Origin of the sequence: Lelliottia sp., assembly GCF_045627565.1 — a bacterium.
Classification (GTDB): domain Bacteria; phylum Pseudomonadota; class Gammaproteobacteria; order Enterobacterales; family Enterobacteriaceae; genus Enterobacter.
Genome location: NZ_JAZQNX010000021.1, coordinates 1 through 15365, shown reverse-complemented (window position 1 = coordinate 15365; position 15365 = coordinate 1). Strand labels below are relative to the sequence as shown.

The 15365-nt window shown below is 52.4% G+C and carries 20 protein-coding genes; 13 read left to right on the top strand and 7 right to left on the bottom strand.

The genetic code is table 11. The features are described from left to right. Positions 1 to 128: 128 nt before the first annotated feature. Together ACKI5T_RS11915 and ACKI5T_RS11910 are read right to left on the bottom strand one after the other, a co-directional pair. Positions 129 to 386 (bottom strand): hypothetical protein, encoded by a 258-nt coding sequence (locus ACKI5T_RS11915; RefSeq protein ID WP_407437633.1) that lies wholly within the window; start codon positions 384 to 386, stop codon positions 129 to 131. A gap of 38 nt (positions 387 to 424) precedes the next feature. Beyond that, complete coding sequence (locus ACKI5T_RS11910; RefSeq protein WP_407437632.1) at positions 425 to 1351, bottom strand: hypothetical protein; 927 nt, start codon at positions 1349 to 1351, stop codon at positions 425 to 427. Between the two features lie 482 nt (positions 1352 to 1833). Between ACKI5T_RS11910 and ACKI5T_RS11905 the strand changes: the two genes are divergently transcribed. The 3 genes from ACKI5T_RS11905 (at position 1834) to ACKI5T_RS11895 (ending at position 3762) form a co-directional block, all read left to right on the top strand. Beyond that, entirely contained in the window at positions 1834 to 2238 is a 405-nt protein-coding gene (locus ACKI5T_RS11905; RefSeq protein WP_407437630.1) for a hypothetical protein, read from the top strand. Between the two features lie 59 nt (positions 2239 to 2297). Next, positions 2298 to 2906: a hypothetical protein gene (locus ACKI5T_RS11900; protein ID WP_407437629.1), complete on the top strand. Its 609-nt coding sequence runs from the start codon at positions 2298 to 2300 to the stop codon at positions 2904 to 2906. A gap of 79 nt (positions 2907 to 2985) precedes the next feature. Then, positions 2986 to 3762, top strand: coding sequence for a site-specific integrase (locus tag ACKI5T_RS11895; RefSeq protein ID WP_407437627.1), 777 nt, complete (start codon positions 2986 to 2988; stop codon positions 3760 to 3762). A gap of 76 nt (positions 3763 to 3838) precedes the next feature. On the opposite strand, the gene ACKI5T_RS11890 is transcribed toward ACKI5T_RS11895, so the two are convergent. Both ACKI5T_RS11890 and ACKI5T_RS11885 read right to left on the bottom strand, forming a co-directional pair. After that, positions 3839 to 4144 (bottom strand): hypothetical protein, encoded by a 306-nt coding sequence (locus ACKI5T_RS11890; RefSeq protein ID WP_407437625.1) that lies wholly within the window; start codon positions 4142 to 4144, stop codon positions 3839 to 3841. Next, entirely contained in the window at positions 4141 to 4767 is a 627-nt protein-coding gene (locus tag ACKI5T_RS11885) for a ParA family plasmid-partitioning AAA ATPase (RefSeq protein ID WP_407437733.1), read from the bottom strand. Before ACKI5T_RS11885 ends, ACKI5T_RS11890 begins: the two co-directional genes overlap by 4 nt. Before the next feature lie 211 nt (positions 4768 to 4978). Between ACKI5T_RS11885 and ACKI5T_RS11880 the strand changes: the two genes are divergently transcribed. After that, positions 4979 to 6328 carry a hypothetical protein gene (locus tag ACKI5T_RS11880; protein ID WP_407437623.1) on the top strand — a complete coding sequence of 450 codons (1350 nt, stop codon included), beginning with the start codon at positions 4979 to 4981 and terminating at the stop codon, positions 6326 to 6328. A gap of 314 nt (positions 6329 to 6642) precedes the next feature. Here the strand turns inward: ACKI5T_RS11880 and repE are convergent, their stop codons facing one another. The 3 genes from repE to umuD all read right to left on the bottom strand — a co-directional run bounded on the left by repE (position 6643) and on the right by umuD (position 9541). Further along, positions 6643 to 7398 carry a replication initiation protein RepE gene (gene repE, locus ACKI5T_RS11875; RefSeq protein WP_407437621.1) on the bottom strand — a complete coding sequence of 252 codons (756 nt, stop codon included), beginning with the start codon at positions 7396 to 7398 and terminating at the stop codon, positions 6643 to 6645. A gap of 440 nt (positions 7399 to 7838) precedes the next feature. Further along, positions 7839 to 9110 carry a Y-family DNA polymerase gene (locus tag ACKI5T_RS11870; RefSeq protein ID WP_407437619.1) on the bottom strand — a complete coding sequence of 424 codons (1272 nt, stop codon included), beginning with the start codon at positions 9108 to 9110 and terminating at the stop codon, positions 7839 to 7841. Continuing rightward, positions 9110 to 9541, bottom strand: coding sequence for a translesion error-prone DNA polymerase V autoproteolytic subunit (gene umuD / locus ACKI5T_RS11865; RefSeq protein WP_407437617.1), 432 nt, complete (start codon positions 9539 to 9541; stop codon positions 9110 to 9112). Before umuD ends, ACKI5T_RS11870 begins: the two co-directional genes overlap by 1 nt. A gap of 230 nt (positions 9542 to 9771) precedes the next feature. Here umuD and parM point away from each other — a divergent pair, with 230 nt between their 5' ends. The 9 genes from parM (at position 9772) to ACKI5T_RS11820 (ending at position 15042) form a co-directional block, all read left to right on the top strand. After that, positions 9772 to 10743: a plasmid segregation protein ParM domain-containing protein gene (gene parM / locus ACKI5T_RS11860; protein ID WP_407437732.1), complete on the top strand. Its 972-nt coding sequence runs from the start codon at positions 9772 to 9774 to the stop codon at positions 10741 to 10743. A gap of 2 nt (positions 10744 to 10745) precedes the next feature. Beyond that, entirely contained in the window at positions 10746 to 11429 is a 684-nt protein-coding gene (locus ACKI5T_RS11855; RefSeq protein WP_407437615.1) for a plasmid partitioning/stability family protein, read from the top strand. Positions 11430 to 11432: 3 nt separating this feature from the next. Beyond that, positions 11433 to 11702 carry a hypothetical protein gene (locus ACKI5T_RS11850; RefSeq protein ID WP_407437614.1) on the top strand — a complete coding sequence of 90 codons (270 nt, stop codon included), beginning with the start codon at positions 11433 to 11435 and terminating at the stop codon, positions 11700 to 11702. Between the two features lie 463 nt (positions 11703 to 12165). Further along, the gene (locus tag ACKI5T_RS11845; RefSeq protein WP_407437612.1) at positions 12166 to 12858 is read left to right on the top strand and encodes a DNA methylase; all 693 of its coding nucleotides are present in this window, start codon (positions 12166 to 12168) and stop codon (positions 12856 to 12858) included. Then, positions 12855 to 13076 carry a hypothetical protein gene (locus tag ACKI5T_RS11840; RefSeq protein WP_174341716.1) on the top strand — a complete coding sequence of 74 codons (222 nt, stop codon included), beginning with the start codon at positions 12855 to 12857 and terminating at the stop codon, positions 13074 to 13076. The genes ACKI5T_RS11845 and ACKI5T_RS11840 overlap by 4 nt, the downstream gene beginning before the upstream one ends. A 52-nt stretch (positions 13077 to 13128) precedes the next feature. Next, a complete protein-coding gene (locus ACKI5T_RS11835; RefSeq protein WP_407437610.1) occupies positions 13129 to 13551 on the top strand; it encodes a DUF1380 family protein in 423 nt (140 codons plus the stop codon). Between the two features lie 359 nt (positions 13552 to 13910). Beyond that, positions 13911 to 14342, top strand: a complete 432-nt coding sequence (locus ACKI5T_RS11830) for an antirestriction protein (protein ID WP_407437608.1) — start codon at positions 13911 to 13913, stop codon at positions 14340 to 14342. Between the two features lie 42 nt (positions 14343 to 14384). After that, a complete protein-coding gene (locus tag ACKI5T_RS11825) occupies positions 14385 to 14795 on the top strand; it encodes a hypothetical protein (protein ID WP_407437606.1) in 411 nt (136 codons plus the stop codon). A gap of 49 nt (positions 14796 to 14844) precedes the next feature. Further along, on the top strand, positions 14845 to 15042 hold the full coding sequence (locus ACKI5T_RS11820) for a hypothetical protein (RefSeq protein ID WP_407437604.1): 198 nt from the start codon (positions 14845 to 14847) through the stop codon (positions 15040 to 15042). Positions 15043 to 15365 lie beyond the last annotated feature (323 nt).

The window sequence follows — 15365 nt, the reverse complement described above, 5'->3', positions numbered from 1 at the left end:
CATAGTAGCATAACGTCGCTGGCCAGGTTTTAGCAAAAAGTGCTATTCACCCCGTTTCGGTATATTTATTTTCACCCGTACCGGGGCGGCCAGGCGAATACGTTTTTCAGTTTTTTGCCCCCTGCCCCTCAGAGTACCGTCACGAACAGATGCGTGGCGGTACTCTGCCTGCGGCCGGAAAACGGTCCTTCCGCCGTTCCGGCAGACAGCCGGCATTTACGGCCACTTCGACTGAAGGCCGACTTGAGGGATTTCGATACCTCCCGCAGCGCCTCCCCGGCATCAGGATTCAGCCTGAGCACCGCGACCGTGCCAGCGGCCAGACGGGCAATCTCTGCAAAACTTTCTCCGCTGGTGACATAGCGGCTTTGTCTTCCTTTCGTCATGCTTCCTTCCTCACAGCTGTGGCCGCGTAGCGGGGCCGTTAAAGTAGCTCATGCACCACCGAGCCAATCAGCGCCTCTGCAACTGACGGCAGCGGAGTGGGATTTTCCTCCTCCCCGACCCCATGGCTGTAAAGGTGTAGCTCACAGATCCCGTCCACAAAACGGAAGGCCTTATCCCAGCTATCGGGAGCGGTGTTGATCATGGCGTCATAGCCCGGGTCAGTGGTAAAGCGACGTCCGTCAAGCACGGGGAACGGGATGTTCCACGTCTGGGTAATGGTATTCTGGTCCAGAATCAGCAGTACCCGCCAGGCACCATGACCGTAGTCATCCGGGCGATAAATGCGCACAGTGATGTCATCCTTTGTCCAGCTGTAGCCGCAGACGGCGTGCTGTTTCTTCAGTGCACGAATAACATCAATATCCCGGTAAAATTTGTGCCTGGCATCGGGCAGCTGTGAGTAAAAAATGTTGTTCCAGGCCCGGTCAATGGTGGCCTTATCCCGTCCGGCAATTTCCGCGAACAGGGTAAAGGTCAGGGAAATTCCGCGGGGAATGGCAGCCCAGCCTTTGAGTACCTGGTTCGCCCGTACCCGCAGGTAGGGGGTGTTGTTCATTAATACCCGGCGCAGCTCTTCTTCTGTTTCGATCCCGAGGAGATTCTGATATTCCCGGTTCCAGCGGGTGACAAAATGACTGTGATATCGCTGCTCCGTGACTTTCGTGCCCAGCTCACTGGCCAGCGCGTCATCGAGCGTGGCCACCAGGGGGCTGCGGAGGGAGAACTGGTCAATCACGTCGTGGAAGCTGGACTCCAGAAATTCTCGGAGAAAAGTGGCTTTGGGCTTACCGGCCGAGATCGCCAGGTCGGAGATCACCCGGTCAAGTTCAGCCGGAATGTTTCGCAGCGTGTACGTTACGCTCTCAGATCCTTCATTTCCTGCATCGCGTTCTTTATCGCTCATCGTCTTCACCTTTTGGAACTGAAGTGTATGTTCGTTGATTCCACTCTATCCTGGAAATATGATGCGATAAATACTGCGAAGCATACTTTTATACAAAAAGTATGCGATTGTGTTCTTTTTGTTCATGTGTTTTTTTTCAGTTCCGAAAACTCCTGGTTCCGGATCTCCGCGAACCCCTCCGGCGCACTGCGACGCAGAAACACAAGATGTGCTACTCCATCAGCCGAGTTATCATCCATATATTGTGTTCATTCTCTGGCCCGTGACCCGGCGCGCAGGGGCAAATATTGCCGCTTTGCTTATTTCTGCACCGTGCTACACTTCCGGAAAGTTGTTATACGCCAGAAAGTCGGATCTAAACGAAACGGTTATCCGGTAATTTAACAGAGTGGCTATATGGCTGCTTATTATAAGAAAAGAAATGATGACGGCAGGGGATAATCCCGATGTGGGACTGTCGGGCTGGGTACCGGTGACAATGATTGCTGGGCGGAACTATTAATCTTCGGGGGGAAGAGGTGAGCCACACTTTTGAGCAAGTCATTTTTGGATTGCAAATTGTACATAAAGATCTCTGGTTTTCTACAAAGGCAGAGCTTAGTGATCTGACGCATTGTGACAAGTGGCGAGGCAGTGAGATTTCATCAACTGGAGGCAGAGTTCTTGCGATGCAAACTGGCCATCCTGATGAGTGGGAATTTACTCCGCTTTCTCACAAACCGGATACGGGATTGATTATCGATGAGCCAGATGAGGATTCTGCTATCACCGAGGAGTTTATTCGTGTTGCCCGGTTCTGGATGGTAATGCTTGTGGAGCCTTACATTGATGCTAAGGGCATTTTTGTTCCGGAAAACGAGAACGCTGGGGACTGCTACAGTGGCTGACGGGATTTATCGTCAAACTACCGAATCTGATATTGCCATGAAAAGAATCAGGAGCTGAAATGAAAAAGAAAAAAGATCCAGTTCCAGGATTACTGGCCAGTGACAGCGACTGGCACAATAATGCCTGTGTGAATTACATGCCTGATCACGGCACCACTTACACAGAGGGATACAGACGCGCTGCTGAGATTCTGATTAGTCACATTGATTCGTCAGGAAGAGACCAGGATTTTCTGGTTTATCCCGTTCTGTTCCTCTTCAGGCATCATACTGAGCTTCTTATTAAGCAAATAATTGAGCTTGCGCTGCAACTGACAGATGATCCTGACAATTACCAGTACAAAAAAGATAACCACAACCTCAATACGCTATGGCCACTGGCCCAAAAATTGATCCTGAAAGTTGATGATAGTTACCGACCCTCAGATTTTATAATCGTCAAAGATGTGGTTAAAGAACTTCACCTGGCTGATGAGAGAGCTACAGATTTCCGCTATTCCCGGAGAAATGACGGTAGCCGCAGCCTCGAGGGGATTCATTATATCAATACCCGTCGCTTCGGCGAACAAATGGGGGCTGCATCCGATTTGCTGGACGGAGTAGATAGCGGCCTGCGGTATCTGCTGGACAGTAAAGCAGAATGGAATGAAATATTGAACAGTTTCTGACAGACAGAATCGCGCTTCCAGCCAGCATGCTGACATGAACGCCTGATTGTACTGAAATCCGTTTACTGAGACACAGATAATGACAGGCCTTATTCCTTACGCTACGTCCCCAGTCCCGATGGCCACCCATCCTGTGGCTATTGACTATCCGGCCGCACTTGCTCTGCGCCAGATGGCCCTCGTTCAGGACGAACTGCCGAAATACCTGCTGGCACCGGAAGTGAGCGCCCTGCTCCACTTCGTGCCCGACCTGCATCGCAAAATGCTGCTGGCAACACTCTGGAATACGGGAGCGCGTATTAATGAGGCGCTGGCGCTGACCCGGAGTGATTATTCTCTGGCTCCGCCCTACCCGTTTGTTCAGCTGGCCACGCTTAAACAACGCACGGAAAAAGCAATCAGAACGGCCGGTCGTGCGCCAGCCGGCAGTCAGACTCATCGCCTGGTTCCGCTTTCCGATCACCAGTACGTCAGCCAACTAGAGATGATGGTGGCTACGCTGAAAATACCGCTGGAACGGCGTAACAAGCGAACCGGCAGAGCTGAGAAGGCGCGCATCTGGGAAATTACCGACAGGACGGTGCGGACCTGGCTGGGCGAAGCGGTTGAAGCGGCTGCCTCTGACGGGGTGACGTTCTCCGTGCCGGTGACCCCGCACACGTTCCGTCATTCCTATGCCATGCACATGCTGTATAACGGTATACCGCTGAAGGTGCTGCAGAGCCTGATGGGACATAAGTCGGTCAGCTCCACGGAAGTCTATACGAAGGTCTTTGCGCTCGATGTCGCTGCCCGTCACCGTGTCCAGTTCCAGATGTCAGAAACTGAGGCTGTTGCGATATTAAAAGCTAAGTGAATGAAATTGCGAGATAACAAGATAATTTATTATTATGATAACATCTTGTTATCTTGTTATCTTGTTATCTTGTTATCTACTTAAGTTTCGCTTTTTCAATGAGTTGAGATATTTCATTCTTAGGTAGTTTTTCTAAAGCCATCACTGCTGCCCTGACCACATCAGATCTGTTAACCCTACTACTCCCAGATAACATCTCTTCTCGTATAATGTTATCAATGGCAGTTAAATTCTCTTCTGCCAAAGAAATGCTTACTGGCTTAGCTTTGCTTGTAGCTACCTTTTTGGAGGGCGCTTCCAAATCTTTGTTGTTTAGTCCTGCAGTACCGCCATTTATAAAGGAAGCCTCGTCTCTCGATTGTGTATTTGCTCTATTCCTCACAGAATAATCTCCTTCACAAGCGCCTCAATTTCTTCTTGAGCTTTAACGTTCTGTGTCTCAAATATTGTCATTGATTCAGCCCATGCATCCCTATGAGCTTTGCGATCACAAACACGAGCTTCAGCAAGCCTCATTTCCGGGAAGTCTTTAAGAACTTCTGCGGCCTGATTTGCTTCATTAACAAACATGTTTGTTGGTGTCATGTTCAGAACTAAGTAGCCTCGAACAGCTTCATTGAAGTCTTTAGCAGCTGTGAAAACAGAACATGTATGAGGGACAACGTCTAAATCCATCTGTGAGGGGCGTAAAGGAGAAATGAATACATCTGCTGCCATCAAACCACTTCGCATTTCTGCGCTGTCGCGGCCTGCGCAATCAGCGATAACGAAGTCATAGGATTTTTCATGCTCTTTAAGCATTGCTTTAATGTTGCCAGTCGCACCAGTGACCGGCATATGGGGTAAGTTTTCTGGCCTGTTGTTATACCAGGTTAAAACTGATTTTTGGTCATCAGCATCAACAATTAGTACACGTTTTCCCAGTGTAATGAGGTACGCAGCGAGCGAAACAGCGAGCGTACTTTTACCAACACCACCCTTTTGACTGCCAAGAACTATGATCATCATGCCACCGCTCATATTGTTAAGTTAGTAAGATAATACGATATCAAAGATAAGATAACAATAAGATGTTATCTTATTAAGTTAATATCTTAGTAAGATAATTTATGCATATAAAACAATGCAATAACATCAAATCTTATATCTTAATTAGATGGTATCTTAACATGATGTTATCTTGCTATCAGGTAACTGACGCGAAGGAGTTCTATAAATGGAACTTGTATGGAAGAAAAATCCTAGAGGCTATTTTGAGCGGAAACTGTTACTGGCTGAGAAGGAAGCGCTGCTTCATGTCTTCAGTAATGGTCGTAAACCGGCACAGGCTGATTTGCGTATTGCTAATAGAATTCTTGAAGAAATGGACAAGAAAGAATTATGGCTCAAATGCGATTGCGTTGACCCAGACCCGGGTGCTGAAGATCCCTTTAGCTGTGAGGTTAATGGAGCCAAACTAAGGCACGTTAAATCAACAAGACCACATGATGAACAATGTCCCTTGTATAGGTTGAAGAAGGAGAGAGACGCAGACAATACTCTTTCTGAAGGTAAAACCAGCCCATTGAATCCAGTAGGAGGAGATGACTGGTTACCGGACAAAAAGAAAGAAGCCGGGATCACCGTCGTGGAAGGCCCAGTGGTGCCTCGTAAACGCCGCCGCAAAACTCTAAAACCAGTTCCAGCCCTGGGGCGTAAATTGCTAACGCTCATCCAGGCCGCAGGACTGAACCAGCTCGAACTGGTGCCTGAATATCAGAGTCCGGGAGTTACCGGAGCAATTAGCAGGATAAGAACTGTTCTGGAGGACCATGCTACGGGTAACGGAACTCCTCTCAGTAAGCTTTGCTACTGTGCCCCATGGCTGACACGCGATCAGATTAGTGAAATGCTCACTCACGTTGAAGCTGGGCAGGAAAAGGATAAAGAACCCTGTATCTACATCGTAGGAATAGCAAAAAAAGCTTGCCGGGAAGAGGTAAGTTTTTCGATCAAGGGCAATGTATATAACCATCGGCCTGAAGCCAGAGTTAGTATCAATGGAGAGAACTCCTACAACGTCGGCAGTCGGGCTCCCTATTGGGCAATACTGGAGTACAGGCGAGGGAGAGATGGCAGTGTTTACTGCCACGAAGGTTACGCACACGCTGCATATACCCCTGATAACCCGGTACCAGTGGATAGCAACAAGGAACGTGACACTCTTAAAGTGATAATTAACGCCTGTAGCTACGCCGGCCGTCAAACCAATCACCCTGATGCAATTAGTCTCAGTAAACCATTGTTCACTTCGAAAATAGTGAAGGATGGAGAAGAGGAGGTTATTCATCCTGATTTCATACTGAATGTGGTACCGGCCGGAGAAAACACAGTTACTACGTTAATCATTGAAACTATGGGGTATGAATCAGAGGAGTACATTGAGCGTAAACGGCACACTCACAGTTGGATGGAGCAAGAGGGCATTCTTTTAACTGATCCCCCGTTCTGGCCAGAAGCTTCTGATAAAACATTTAACAGCTACTTGCTCAAACATATTTTTAACGCAGGGAAAATGAACAGATAGGACAGACCTACCTTACTTTGAAGCTAAACTGTGACAATTTGCACTCGCAAAGGACTGCGATATTGAAGCGGATATTTGCTCGTTCATGTGACAAATGAGACTAACAGCACACAGGAAAATGTGACAAATCACACTCAGAAAACTGTGACTAATTGCCCTTAATTCAGAGTTTATATCCAGAGATGAGAGGCACATTTGGCTATGAAACCGGCGCGCAACAAGGGAGCAGATTATGTTATGTGACAAATCACCCTTAATCCTTTAAACCAAGTGTGACGAACCGCCCTCATGATATGTGACATATCACCCTCAAATCAATTTGGCGACAAAGCTGTTATATCACTGAAAGAAAAGACTATATGTGTCGTCACTCTTCCTTTTTTCTTCTCGATATAAGACAACCGCATTGGCGTTCTGCTGTTTATCTCATCGACACTCGCCTGCAGGAAGCGACGACGGAAGTCAGGCATACGCTGATAGCTCTGCGGGAGCTGGTAGCGTTCCATTATCCAGTCGATTTTAAGAGAGACTACACCGGAGCCATCGGCCTTTCTGTACTGACACAAGGATTCATACAGTCGCATTGCGTAAGGATTGGTGATCTCTTTTGTCTCACTCAGCCTAAATTGCGTGAAGCGGTTCTGAAGGCCAATGAAGAAAGGGATCAGATAGGGATTGATATGGACGCTATAAAGACCTCTTGAAGGGCTGTGCGCGCGCTTGATGAACCACGGAAATGATTCATATCCTTTTTCATCTCCAGCGTCCTCTTCAGGGCGATAAAACACCACTTCTTTACCAGCAAAGCCCTTAAGAGCCTGACGAATATCCTTACTGGCCTCAGCGGATGTCAGACCAAAGGTTGAGGCATACTGTGCCACCTGGATTTCACATATACCATCATGTTCCTGTAGCGTGCCATCAGACTTACGGATCTGATCCACAAACAAATACAGCATACGTTTCTGGTCGCGGGAAAGGCTGTATGCAGCCTCAGTCAGTTCATTTGACTGGACAATTCGCGGACTATTTCTACGTTTTTTATGGTTAATAACCGCAACTTCCGTCATGACAGGTCCGTGTTAAGTGTGACAGGTTTTTAGATTGTCACACCTTTCAGAAAAGAGTCAACTCCGGGGGATAACTTTGTGCAATCCATCTATCTCTAAGGGCAATTTGTCACAGATTTGAGGGCATTTTGTCACGTAAAAGCGTGGTGCTGAGGGTGACTTGTCACACACAGAGGGCATTTTGTCACACTAATCCTTCCACAACCCCCGTTGTTACTGGCCTGAAGACCTCCCTAAAAAGGTAAACCTAAAACTATTAAAAAAGATCTTATAAAAACAATGCCGTGGATAAGTGGATAACTCGAGGGAACATGACATACATAATCCAGAGCGTAAGCAGAATATGTTCATTCAGTCCCCTGGTGCTTCCTCGCTCACTCGCGGGCTTTGCCCGGTCGTTCGGCTGCGGCGAGCACTGTCAGCTCTTTCAAAAACGAAGCTTAACTGATCCTTGCTGTCGGAATATCTTTCCAGCGCGTCGTGTAAGCAGGAGACAGCATGTCCCTTTTCATCTGCCACGATGGTGCAATGCCTCGCCCGGCGAACCAGACGTGTCCCAGAGCTGACTGATTTATGCCATCAAGAACCTTCATCAGCTCCGCACTGTGGGGGCGGGGGGGACGTTCGTCGAACAGCTGCAGCTGAGAGACACCGGAACCAGTGAAGTCATTCAGCATGACACCCGCTTTCGCATACCGGTGCCCGTCTTTCCAGATACGCTCCAGTGCTGTGGTTGCGGCCGCAACAATGTCACGGGTATCCTGGGTGGGCGTGAGCAATTTCTCGGTGGCCACGTTGCCGTAGTAGGGCTCCCTGACGGCGAAAGGAGAGGTTTTCACGAAGACAGAGATATGCCGGCAATATTGTCGTTCTCCCCGCAGCTTCTCTGCGGCCCTTTCTGCGTACAGGCAGACAGCCTGACGAAGATATTCATACTCTGTAATTTTTTCGCCAAAACTTCTGCTGCAGACGATCTGCTGTTTGGTGGGAGGTGCTTCCTCAAGCGCAATACAGCTTTCTCCATTCAGTTCACGAACGGTACGTTCCAGAACAACAGAAAAGTTTTTTCGCACAAACGTCGGGTTTGTCAGGGCCAGATCAAGCGCCGTTTTGATCCCCAGGACATGCAGTTTTTTCGCAATACGGTTTCCCACCCCCCAAATTTCCTCCACCGGTTGCAGCGAGAGTAGTTTTCGTGTGCGGCCAGGGTTTCCAGGTGTCAGGGCGAGAACCCCACGGAACTGTTTCCATTCCTTGGAGGCCCATTGTGCTGATTTTGCTAAAGTTTTTGTAGTCGCAGATCCCACGCCAATGGTCAGGCGTGTGCAGTCATAGACGTGCTGGCGCAGCTGCCGGCCGAAATCTTCCAGATCCATGCAGTGTTCCACACCAGTCAGGTCGAGAAACATCTCGTCAATACTGTACTGCTCTACTCTCGGCGCCAGCTCTTCCAGACAACTCATCACCCGTGCTGACATTGAGGCATACAGCTCATAGTTACTTGAAAAAACGTGTATTTTTTCCGGGTAAGCGTTGTTCTTCATCTGGAACCACGGTGTGCCCATTTTTATCCAAGGCTTCGCCTCGGCGCTGCGTGCGATCACGTTTCCGTCGTTGTTGCTCAGGACGACTATCGGCTTACCTTTCAAATCCGGCCGGAAAACACGTTCGCAACTGGCGTAAAAGCTGTTCACATCGGCCAGGGCGAACATCAGTACATCTCCCGGGGACGGTGAATGATGTGGGTCACGACGCCGAAGATATCCAGTTCGTCAGGGTCGGGGTAAATCGGAGACCAGGCGGGGTTCATGGGCTGCAGGACCAGCTCAGGCCTCAGCAACAGACGTTTGACGGTAAATTCACCCTGCAGACTGGCCACCACGATATCGCCATGCTGCGGCTTCTCAGCGCTGTCCACGACCAGCAGGTCTCCGTTGTACAGGCTGCCGTCTGACATGCTGTCTCCGCTGGCGCGCAGATAGTATGTGGCGCTCGGATGGCGGATGCAGTACTCATGCAAATCCAGATCAGCGGTGATGTAATCCTGGGCCGGGCTGGGGAAACCACAGCTGGCCAGGTCTGAAAACAACGGATGGGTCTGTGGCGGAATATCTTTCCCTGGACTGAAAAGCTGCAGTTTCATGTTTCCTCCTGATGCTAAATATACTGTTTATAAACACAGTATATTTGACACATTGATGATAAGCCAGCGCGCCAGGAATATGCACGTAATGCGCTTTGTAAGTGGCTCAATAGGAAAGAAAATATCATTGTGATTCTTTTTAGTTGCTCATAATGAGAAATAAAACTTTTATATTCCCATTTTGATCTTATAATAAGTATCAAATTGAGTTTAATTGATGGAGCATAATGATGAATATTTACTGCGATGATGGTTCGACTAATGTTAAGCTGGCGTGGTTTGAGGGTAACGCGCTGCGGACCCGGGTCTCGGCAAACTCTTTCCGGCATGGCTGGAAGGTGGCGGAATTCAGTGCGGCGACGTTCAACTATCAGGTCGGGACGCTGAAATATACCTGGGACAGTGTCAGCCGTGATGCCATCCCGACCACAAACGTGGATTATCAGTACGGCGACCTCAACCTGCTGGCCGTGCATCATGCCCTGCTGAACAGCGGACTTGAGCCACAGCCGGTAAGCCTGACGGTCACGCTGCCCCTGAGTGAGTATTACGACGGGGACTGTCAGCGTAATGAGGAGAACATCCGCCGCAAACGGGAAAACCTCATGCGGGAGCTGACCGTCAATAAGGGTACGGCATTTACCGTGAAGGACGTGAAGGTCATGCCGGAATCACTGCCGGCGGCGTTCACGCGGCTTGCTGAGCTCCAGCCCGGACCTGGTGAAACCACCCTGATTATCGATCTCGGCGGAACCACGCTCGATGCGGGTGTGATTGTTGGCCAGTTCGAGGATATCAGTGCCGTACACGGCAATCCGTCAGTCGGCGTGTCACAGGTGACACGCGCAGCTGCAGGCGCTCTGCGGGCTGCAGACAGTGAAACCAGTGCGATGATTGCTGACACGGTCATCCGTAACCGGAATGACCGCGAGTATCTGCAGCGGGTGATCAACGATGCCGGTAAAATTGATGATGTCCGGAATAAGATTTCAGAGGCGATTACTTCCCTGGGGGCACGTGTCACCAGTGAGCTGACGGCCTTCAGGAACGTTAACCGGGTATTCCTGGTCGGGGGAGGGGCATCCCTCATTGAAGAGGCTATCCGTCAGGCGTGGCCTCTGGCTCCTGACCGTATTGAGGTCATCGGCGATCCACAACTGGCACTGGCCAGAGAGATTGCCCTATACAATAAAGAGGATTAAACGTGCCGGACGGCCAGTATTCTTTCTATCTGCACAGCGATGATCGCACCGATATCGCGGCGATGGCGACCATCAGCACCATCTCGCAGCCCCTGCGTGGTGACTTTATCCGTACCGTCACCACCGCCGGCGCGGTGGTGTACCAGACCGACACCCGTTTACCGGCGCTGATCCCGGTATTCTTTGACGGTCAGCTGAGCGCCGGCAGGCTTTACGCCCTGATGGCGCTGGTATCCGGAAGATGGTCGTCCTTGTCCGGGTTACCGGATGAGCCGGACGCCGGCATGACGGCACTGGCAGTCTCGCCGGAGGCTGAATCCCGGCGACGGCGTTACACCCTGGCGCTTCAGGATGACCGGAGCAGTGAACGGGTTGAAAGCCTGCTGTCGGGCGTGTCTTCACGCCAGCGCGGTGAATTACTGAGAAACATGATTATCACCGGTCTGGCCCTGCATACGATGGCACCTGAACTCCCGCGTCTGCTGGCCAGCATGCCGGTTCCGCCGGCCTCGGTCAGTGAGCTGCAGGCTCTGATCCTGCAGATGGCGGGCGCCGGAATAACGGGAGCTGGAGCCGGCACGACTGCGGTCATGGTACCGGAGCAACAGGTCTCGTCAGTCATCCCCTCATCCGGTGCGCAAACCGCCGGAATAAAGAAAAATATGCGGCGCGCATTCGGAGAGTAAAACATGTCAGTGATTAAGCGAACGGCAGAACAAGGCATTCACCGTATCCTGCGCCTCCGGAACGTTCCGGAAACTCAGTGGCCGGAGCGGGTGAAAAAGACCGGCAGAGGGATGATACTGGCTGGCGTCGCCACCGTCGTACCTCTGCTTCTGATTGATGACATCCCTCTGCCGGGGACGATCGCGCTGCAGCTGTGTTATGCCGTGCTGCTCTGCCTCGGGGTTATCCTGGCGTTTGACAGCAAACAAAAACCCGAACATTCGGGCCGCTGACGGCGCAAAAAAACGGCAGGGTGACATCTCATCCCTGCCGACAAATCTAACTGCTTCATTTTTCGGCGATTATAGAGTGTTTTTGTGTGATGTAAATCACATATTGTCTTTATGTGAAATTCTCCTTTCAAGTTTGCTTTCCCTTCTGAAACCCGTCGTACCTTCACGCACGGGTAAGCTCCTCAGTGACCGTGCGAGGAACAAAGGATGTCGGTTCCCTCCGTCTTCCTGCCGCCAGCCGGCGGCGGGCTTCAGCGCCGTGCCTTCACGCTAACCCGGCCGCTCCGGCCACAAGGGTTCACTCCGTCTCCATCCTCACCCGTTCGCACCCTTCACGGTGCATTCAGCCCGTAAAGGGCTTGCGCTGCGGCTTGCGGTGTCGCCCCTGCGTCCTCCACTTTTCGCCGGGTTTTTGTGGCGGCACGGCGCAACAGGGTGCCGCATATCAGAGAGGAGTGTGTCTATGTCCCGTTTTATCCTGGGTGACTGCGTGCAGGTGATGTCCCGTTTTCCGGCGCGTGCCGTCGATTTTATTCTCACCGATCCCCCGTATCTGGTTGGCTATAAGGACCGTTCCGGCCGGACGCTGGCCGGCGATAACTCGGCGGAATGGCTCCAGCCTGCCTGCCACGAAATGTACCGCGTGCTGAAAAATGACAGTCTGATGGTGAGTTTCTACGCCTGGAATCGCGCGGATCTGTTTATCAGCGCATGGAAAGCGGCGGGCTTCCGGATTGTCGGGCATGTCGTGTTTGCAAAAACCTACGCCTCCAAATCCACCTTTGTGGGCTACACGCATGAAAATGCCTATCTGCTGGCCAAAGGCCGTCCGCAGACGCCGGACCGCCCCATCCCTGACGTGATCCCCTGGAAATACACGGGCAATCATCACCACCCGACCGAAAAGCCGGTGCAGAGTCTGCGCCCGCTGATTGAATCCCTGACCCGTCCGGGGGCGATTGTTCTCGACCCGTTTGCCGGCTCCGGCTCCACCTGTGTGGCGGCTGCCGAAGCCAGTCGCCGGTATATCGGGATTGAGATGCTGGAGCAGTATCACGCTGCCGGCGTGCGTCGTCTGGCACAGGTTGAACGGGCGAGACGGATGCCGGCGGCCAATGACGGCATGTTTTATCCCGATTATCCGGAGGCGGCATGAATTATCCGGGACTTGAAGCACTGCGCGCGGACGTTGCCGCGCTCAGTAATGCCATGTGCGATGTAAGGATGCTGCTTAACCGTCTGGAATCTCAGCACCGCCATGATGCGGCGACGCTGGCCGAACGCATGGCCGCCCAGACCCTGCGGCGCATCAACACCCTGTTACTGGAAGCGTACCGGGAAGCCCTCGTACTGGATGAAACCTTTCAGAACTGACTGACCCTGCCGGGCGACAGCCCGGCCTGTGACCTGACAAGAGAGAAAACTGATGTTTGGAACCCGTGAAGAATTGTGTGTGCAGCTTGAAAATATGTTCACTTTTGATGAACCCCTGATCCTGCTGGTCTGGACGGAAGAGGGCGTAGCGGTGGCGTGCCGGGAGTGCGGTCAGCATCCCGCCGAAAAAGAAGTCTGGTCCCTGATGAAAAGGATCGGTGACATGCCGATGGCGGAATATCGCCGTGAAGGGGTAACGAATGCCCGGGTTTTTGAGCTGCTGATGCAACAGCGTGAAGAAGAAAACCGGCAGGTCAGCGTCACGGCAACACTCCTGTCCAGGGTGCTGAAACGCTACGCAAGTGACCTGGAAAACCGTGTCGGCCATGCGTGGGAGGCCGGACGGCAGGAGCCAGAAAGTCTGCGTGAGGCGCTCAGTGATGTTCATTCCCTCCAGGCGCAACTGGCCGCGTAAAGCATTCCGGGGGCCTGGCCCCCGTATCCGGACCGGGGCCAGACAATGCAAAAAAGGAAGTCAGTTCCTTCCGCCTTTATCCGCCGCCACCCTGCGGGCAACGTCGGGACGGGGGAACCTCCCGGGCGGCAGGGTGCGGTGACGGCATGCGCCGTGACTTCACTGTAGCCCGGCCGCTGCGGCCACAAGGGTTCGCTGTCGCCGCCATCCTCACCCGTTCTCGCCATAAACGGTGCATTCAGCCCGTTTATGTCTGCGCTGCGGCTTCCGGTGTCGCCCCTGCGTCCTCCGCTTTTCGCCGGTCTGTCGTGTCGTCACGGCGATGCCGGACCCGAGAATATGTTAACCGTGGAGGATGTATGAACCAGACCCTGACCTGTTGTGATGCCGTTCGTCTTGAGGGCGCGCAGCGACTGACCTTTTTACCCGATCTCTTTGGCGGCGATTTTATGACGTCCGAAGCCTCCGTGTATGCCTATGCGCACCGTTATTGCCCCGAATATCAGGGCGGATTCTGGCACTTTTACCGCCTGCCTGACGGCGGCGGGTTTATGGCACCGGAAACGCCGGAACTCCTGTTGTGTAACACCGCAAACGGGTTTGAGCAGACGGTCAGCGGTGAAGTGGCAGGGATCATCCTCACCGCGCTGATACTGAATCACCGGAGCTGGTTTCACAGCAATCATGATCAGGAGGAACTGTGCCGTCACTTTTGCCGCCGTCATGAGCAACTGATGGATTTTATCGACTCTCACCCTGACAGCGCCGCCATCTGGCGTGCCCTTGACTGACTGGCCACGGGCGGCGATGCCGCCCGACAAAAGGAGAAAAAAATGATTGGTACACCACGAGAGATCGCCCTTGAAATGTTCAAATGTTCCGACCTTGACGGCGAGAAATGCGTGTTTGCGTGCTGGTCTGGGGCAGATATCCGCAGCATCTGTTTTGACGCGGATCTCAGCGACGAAGACGTGGGACTGGTACTGGAAAGACTGCATGCACATTTTGAATGTGGCGGTGATGTCGGGCCGATACGCGGCATCGTGGACGACCTTCTCGATGATAAGCGTGCGCTGCGCACCGTGACGATCCCCGCCACGTCACTGGAAGTGGTAATGCAACTGGCAGGCAGGGAAATGCAGCGCATCGCCGTCTGCGCAGAGGACGGCGGGGGGGATGCCGACGACACCCTGAAAGAAGAAAACAACGTTATGCTCAGCCTGCGCGCGGCGCTGGATGCGTAAACCTGTACCGGAGGGACTGCCTCCGGTTATCAATAACAGGAGATTCATCATGCAACTGTCAGCCGACACCCGAAACATTCTGCGCCAGTACAAAAGACTGATAAATGAGAGACGACAGGAACTCGGCCTCAGTCCCGTCACCACGGCTAAAGTGATGGATGAAATCTGTGAATCCGCCACCCGACAGTGTGCCGTGTATTTGTGCGGGCACTTCATTCTTCAGGGCGGCGAGGGCGACCAGCCATAACAGGTCAGGGCGGTGCTACGGTGCCGCCTGATCGCGCGCTAAAACCCTGTCATCCCTGCAGGCTGACGGGCGACAGAGAAAGCGCCTGCGGCGCTTCCCCCGTCCGCCCCTGAAGAAGGAGCCGGATACGCAGGGCAAAAAAGTGCTGGCAGAGAAGAATAAACCGGAACAGCCTTCTGCGTGGGCGTGGGCGTGGGCGTGGGCGTGGGCGTGGGCGTGGGCGTGGGCGTGGGCGTGGGCGTGGGCGTGGGCGTGGGCGTGGGCGTGGGCGTGGGCGTGGGCGTGGGCGTTCGTCTGATAACCGTTCAACAAAAATCATCTGC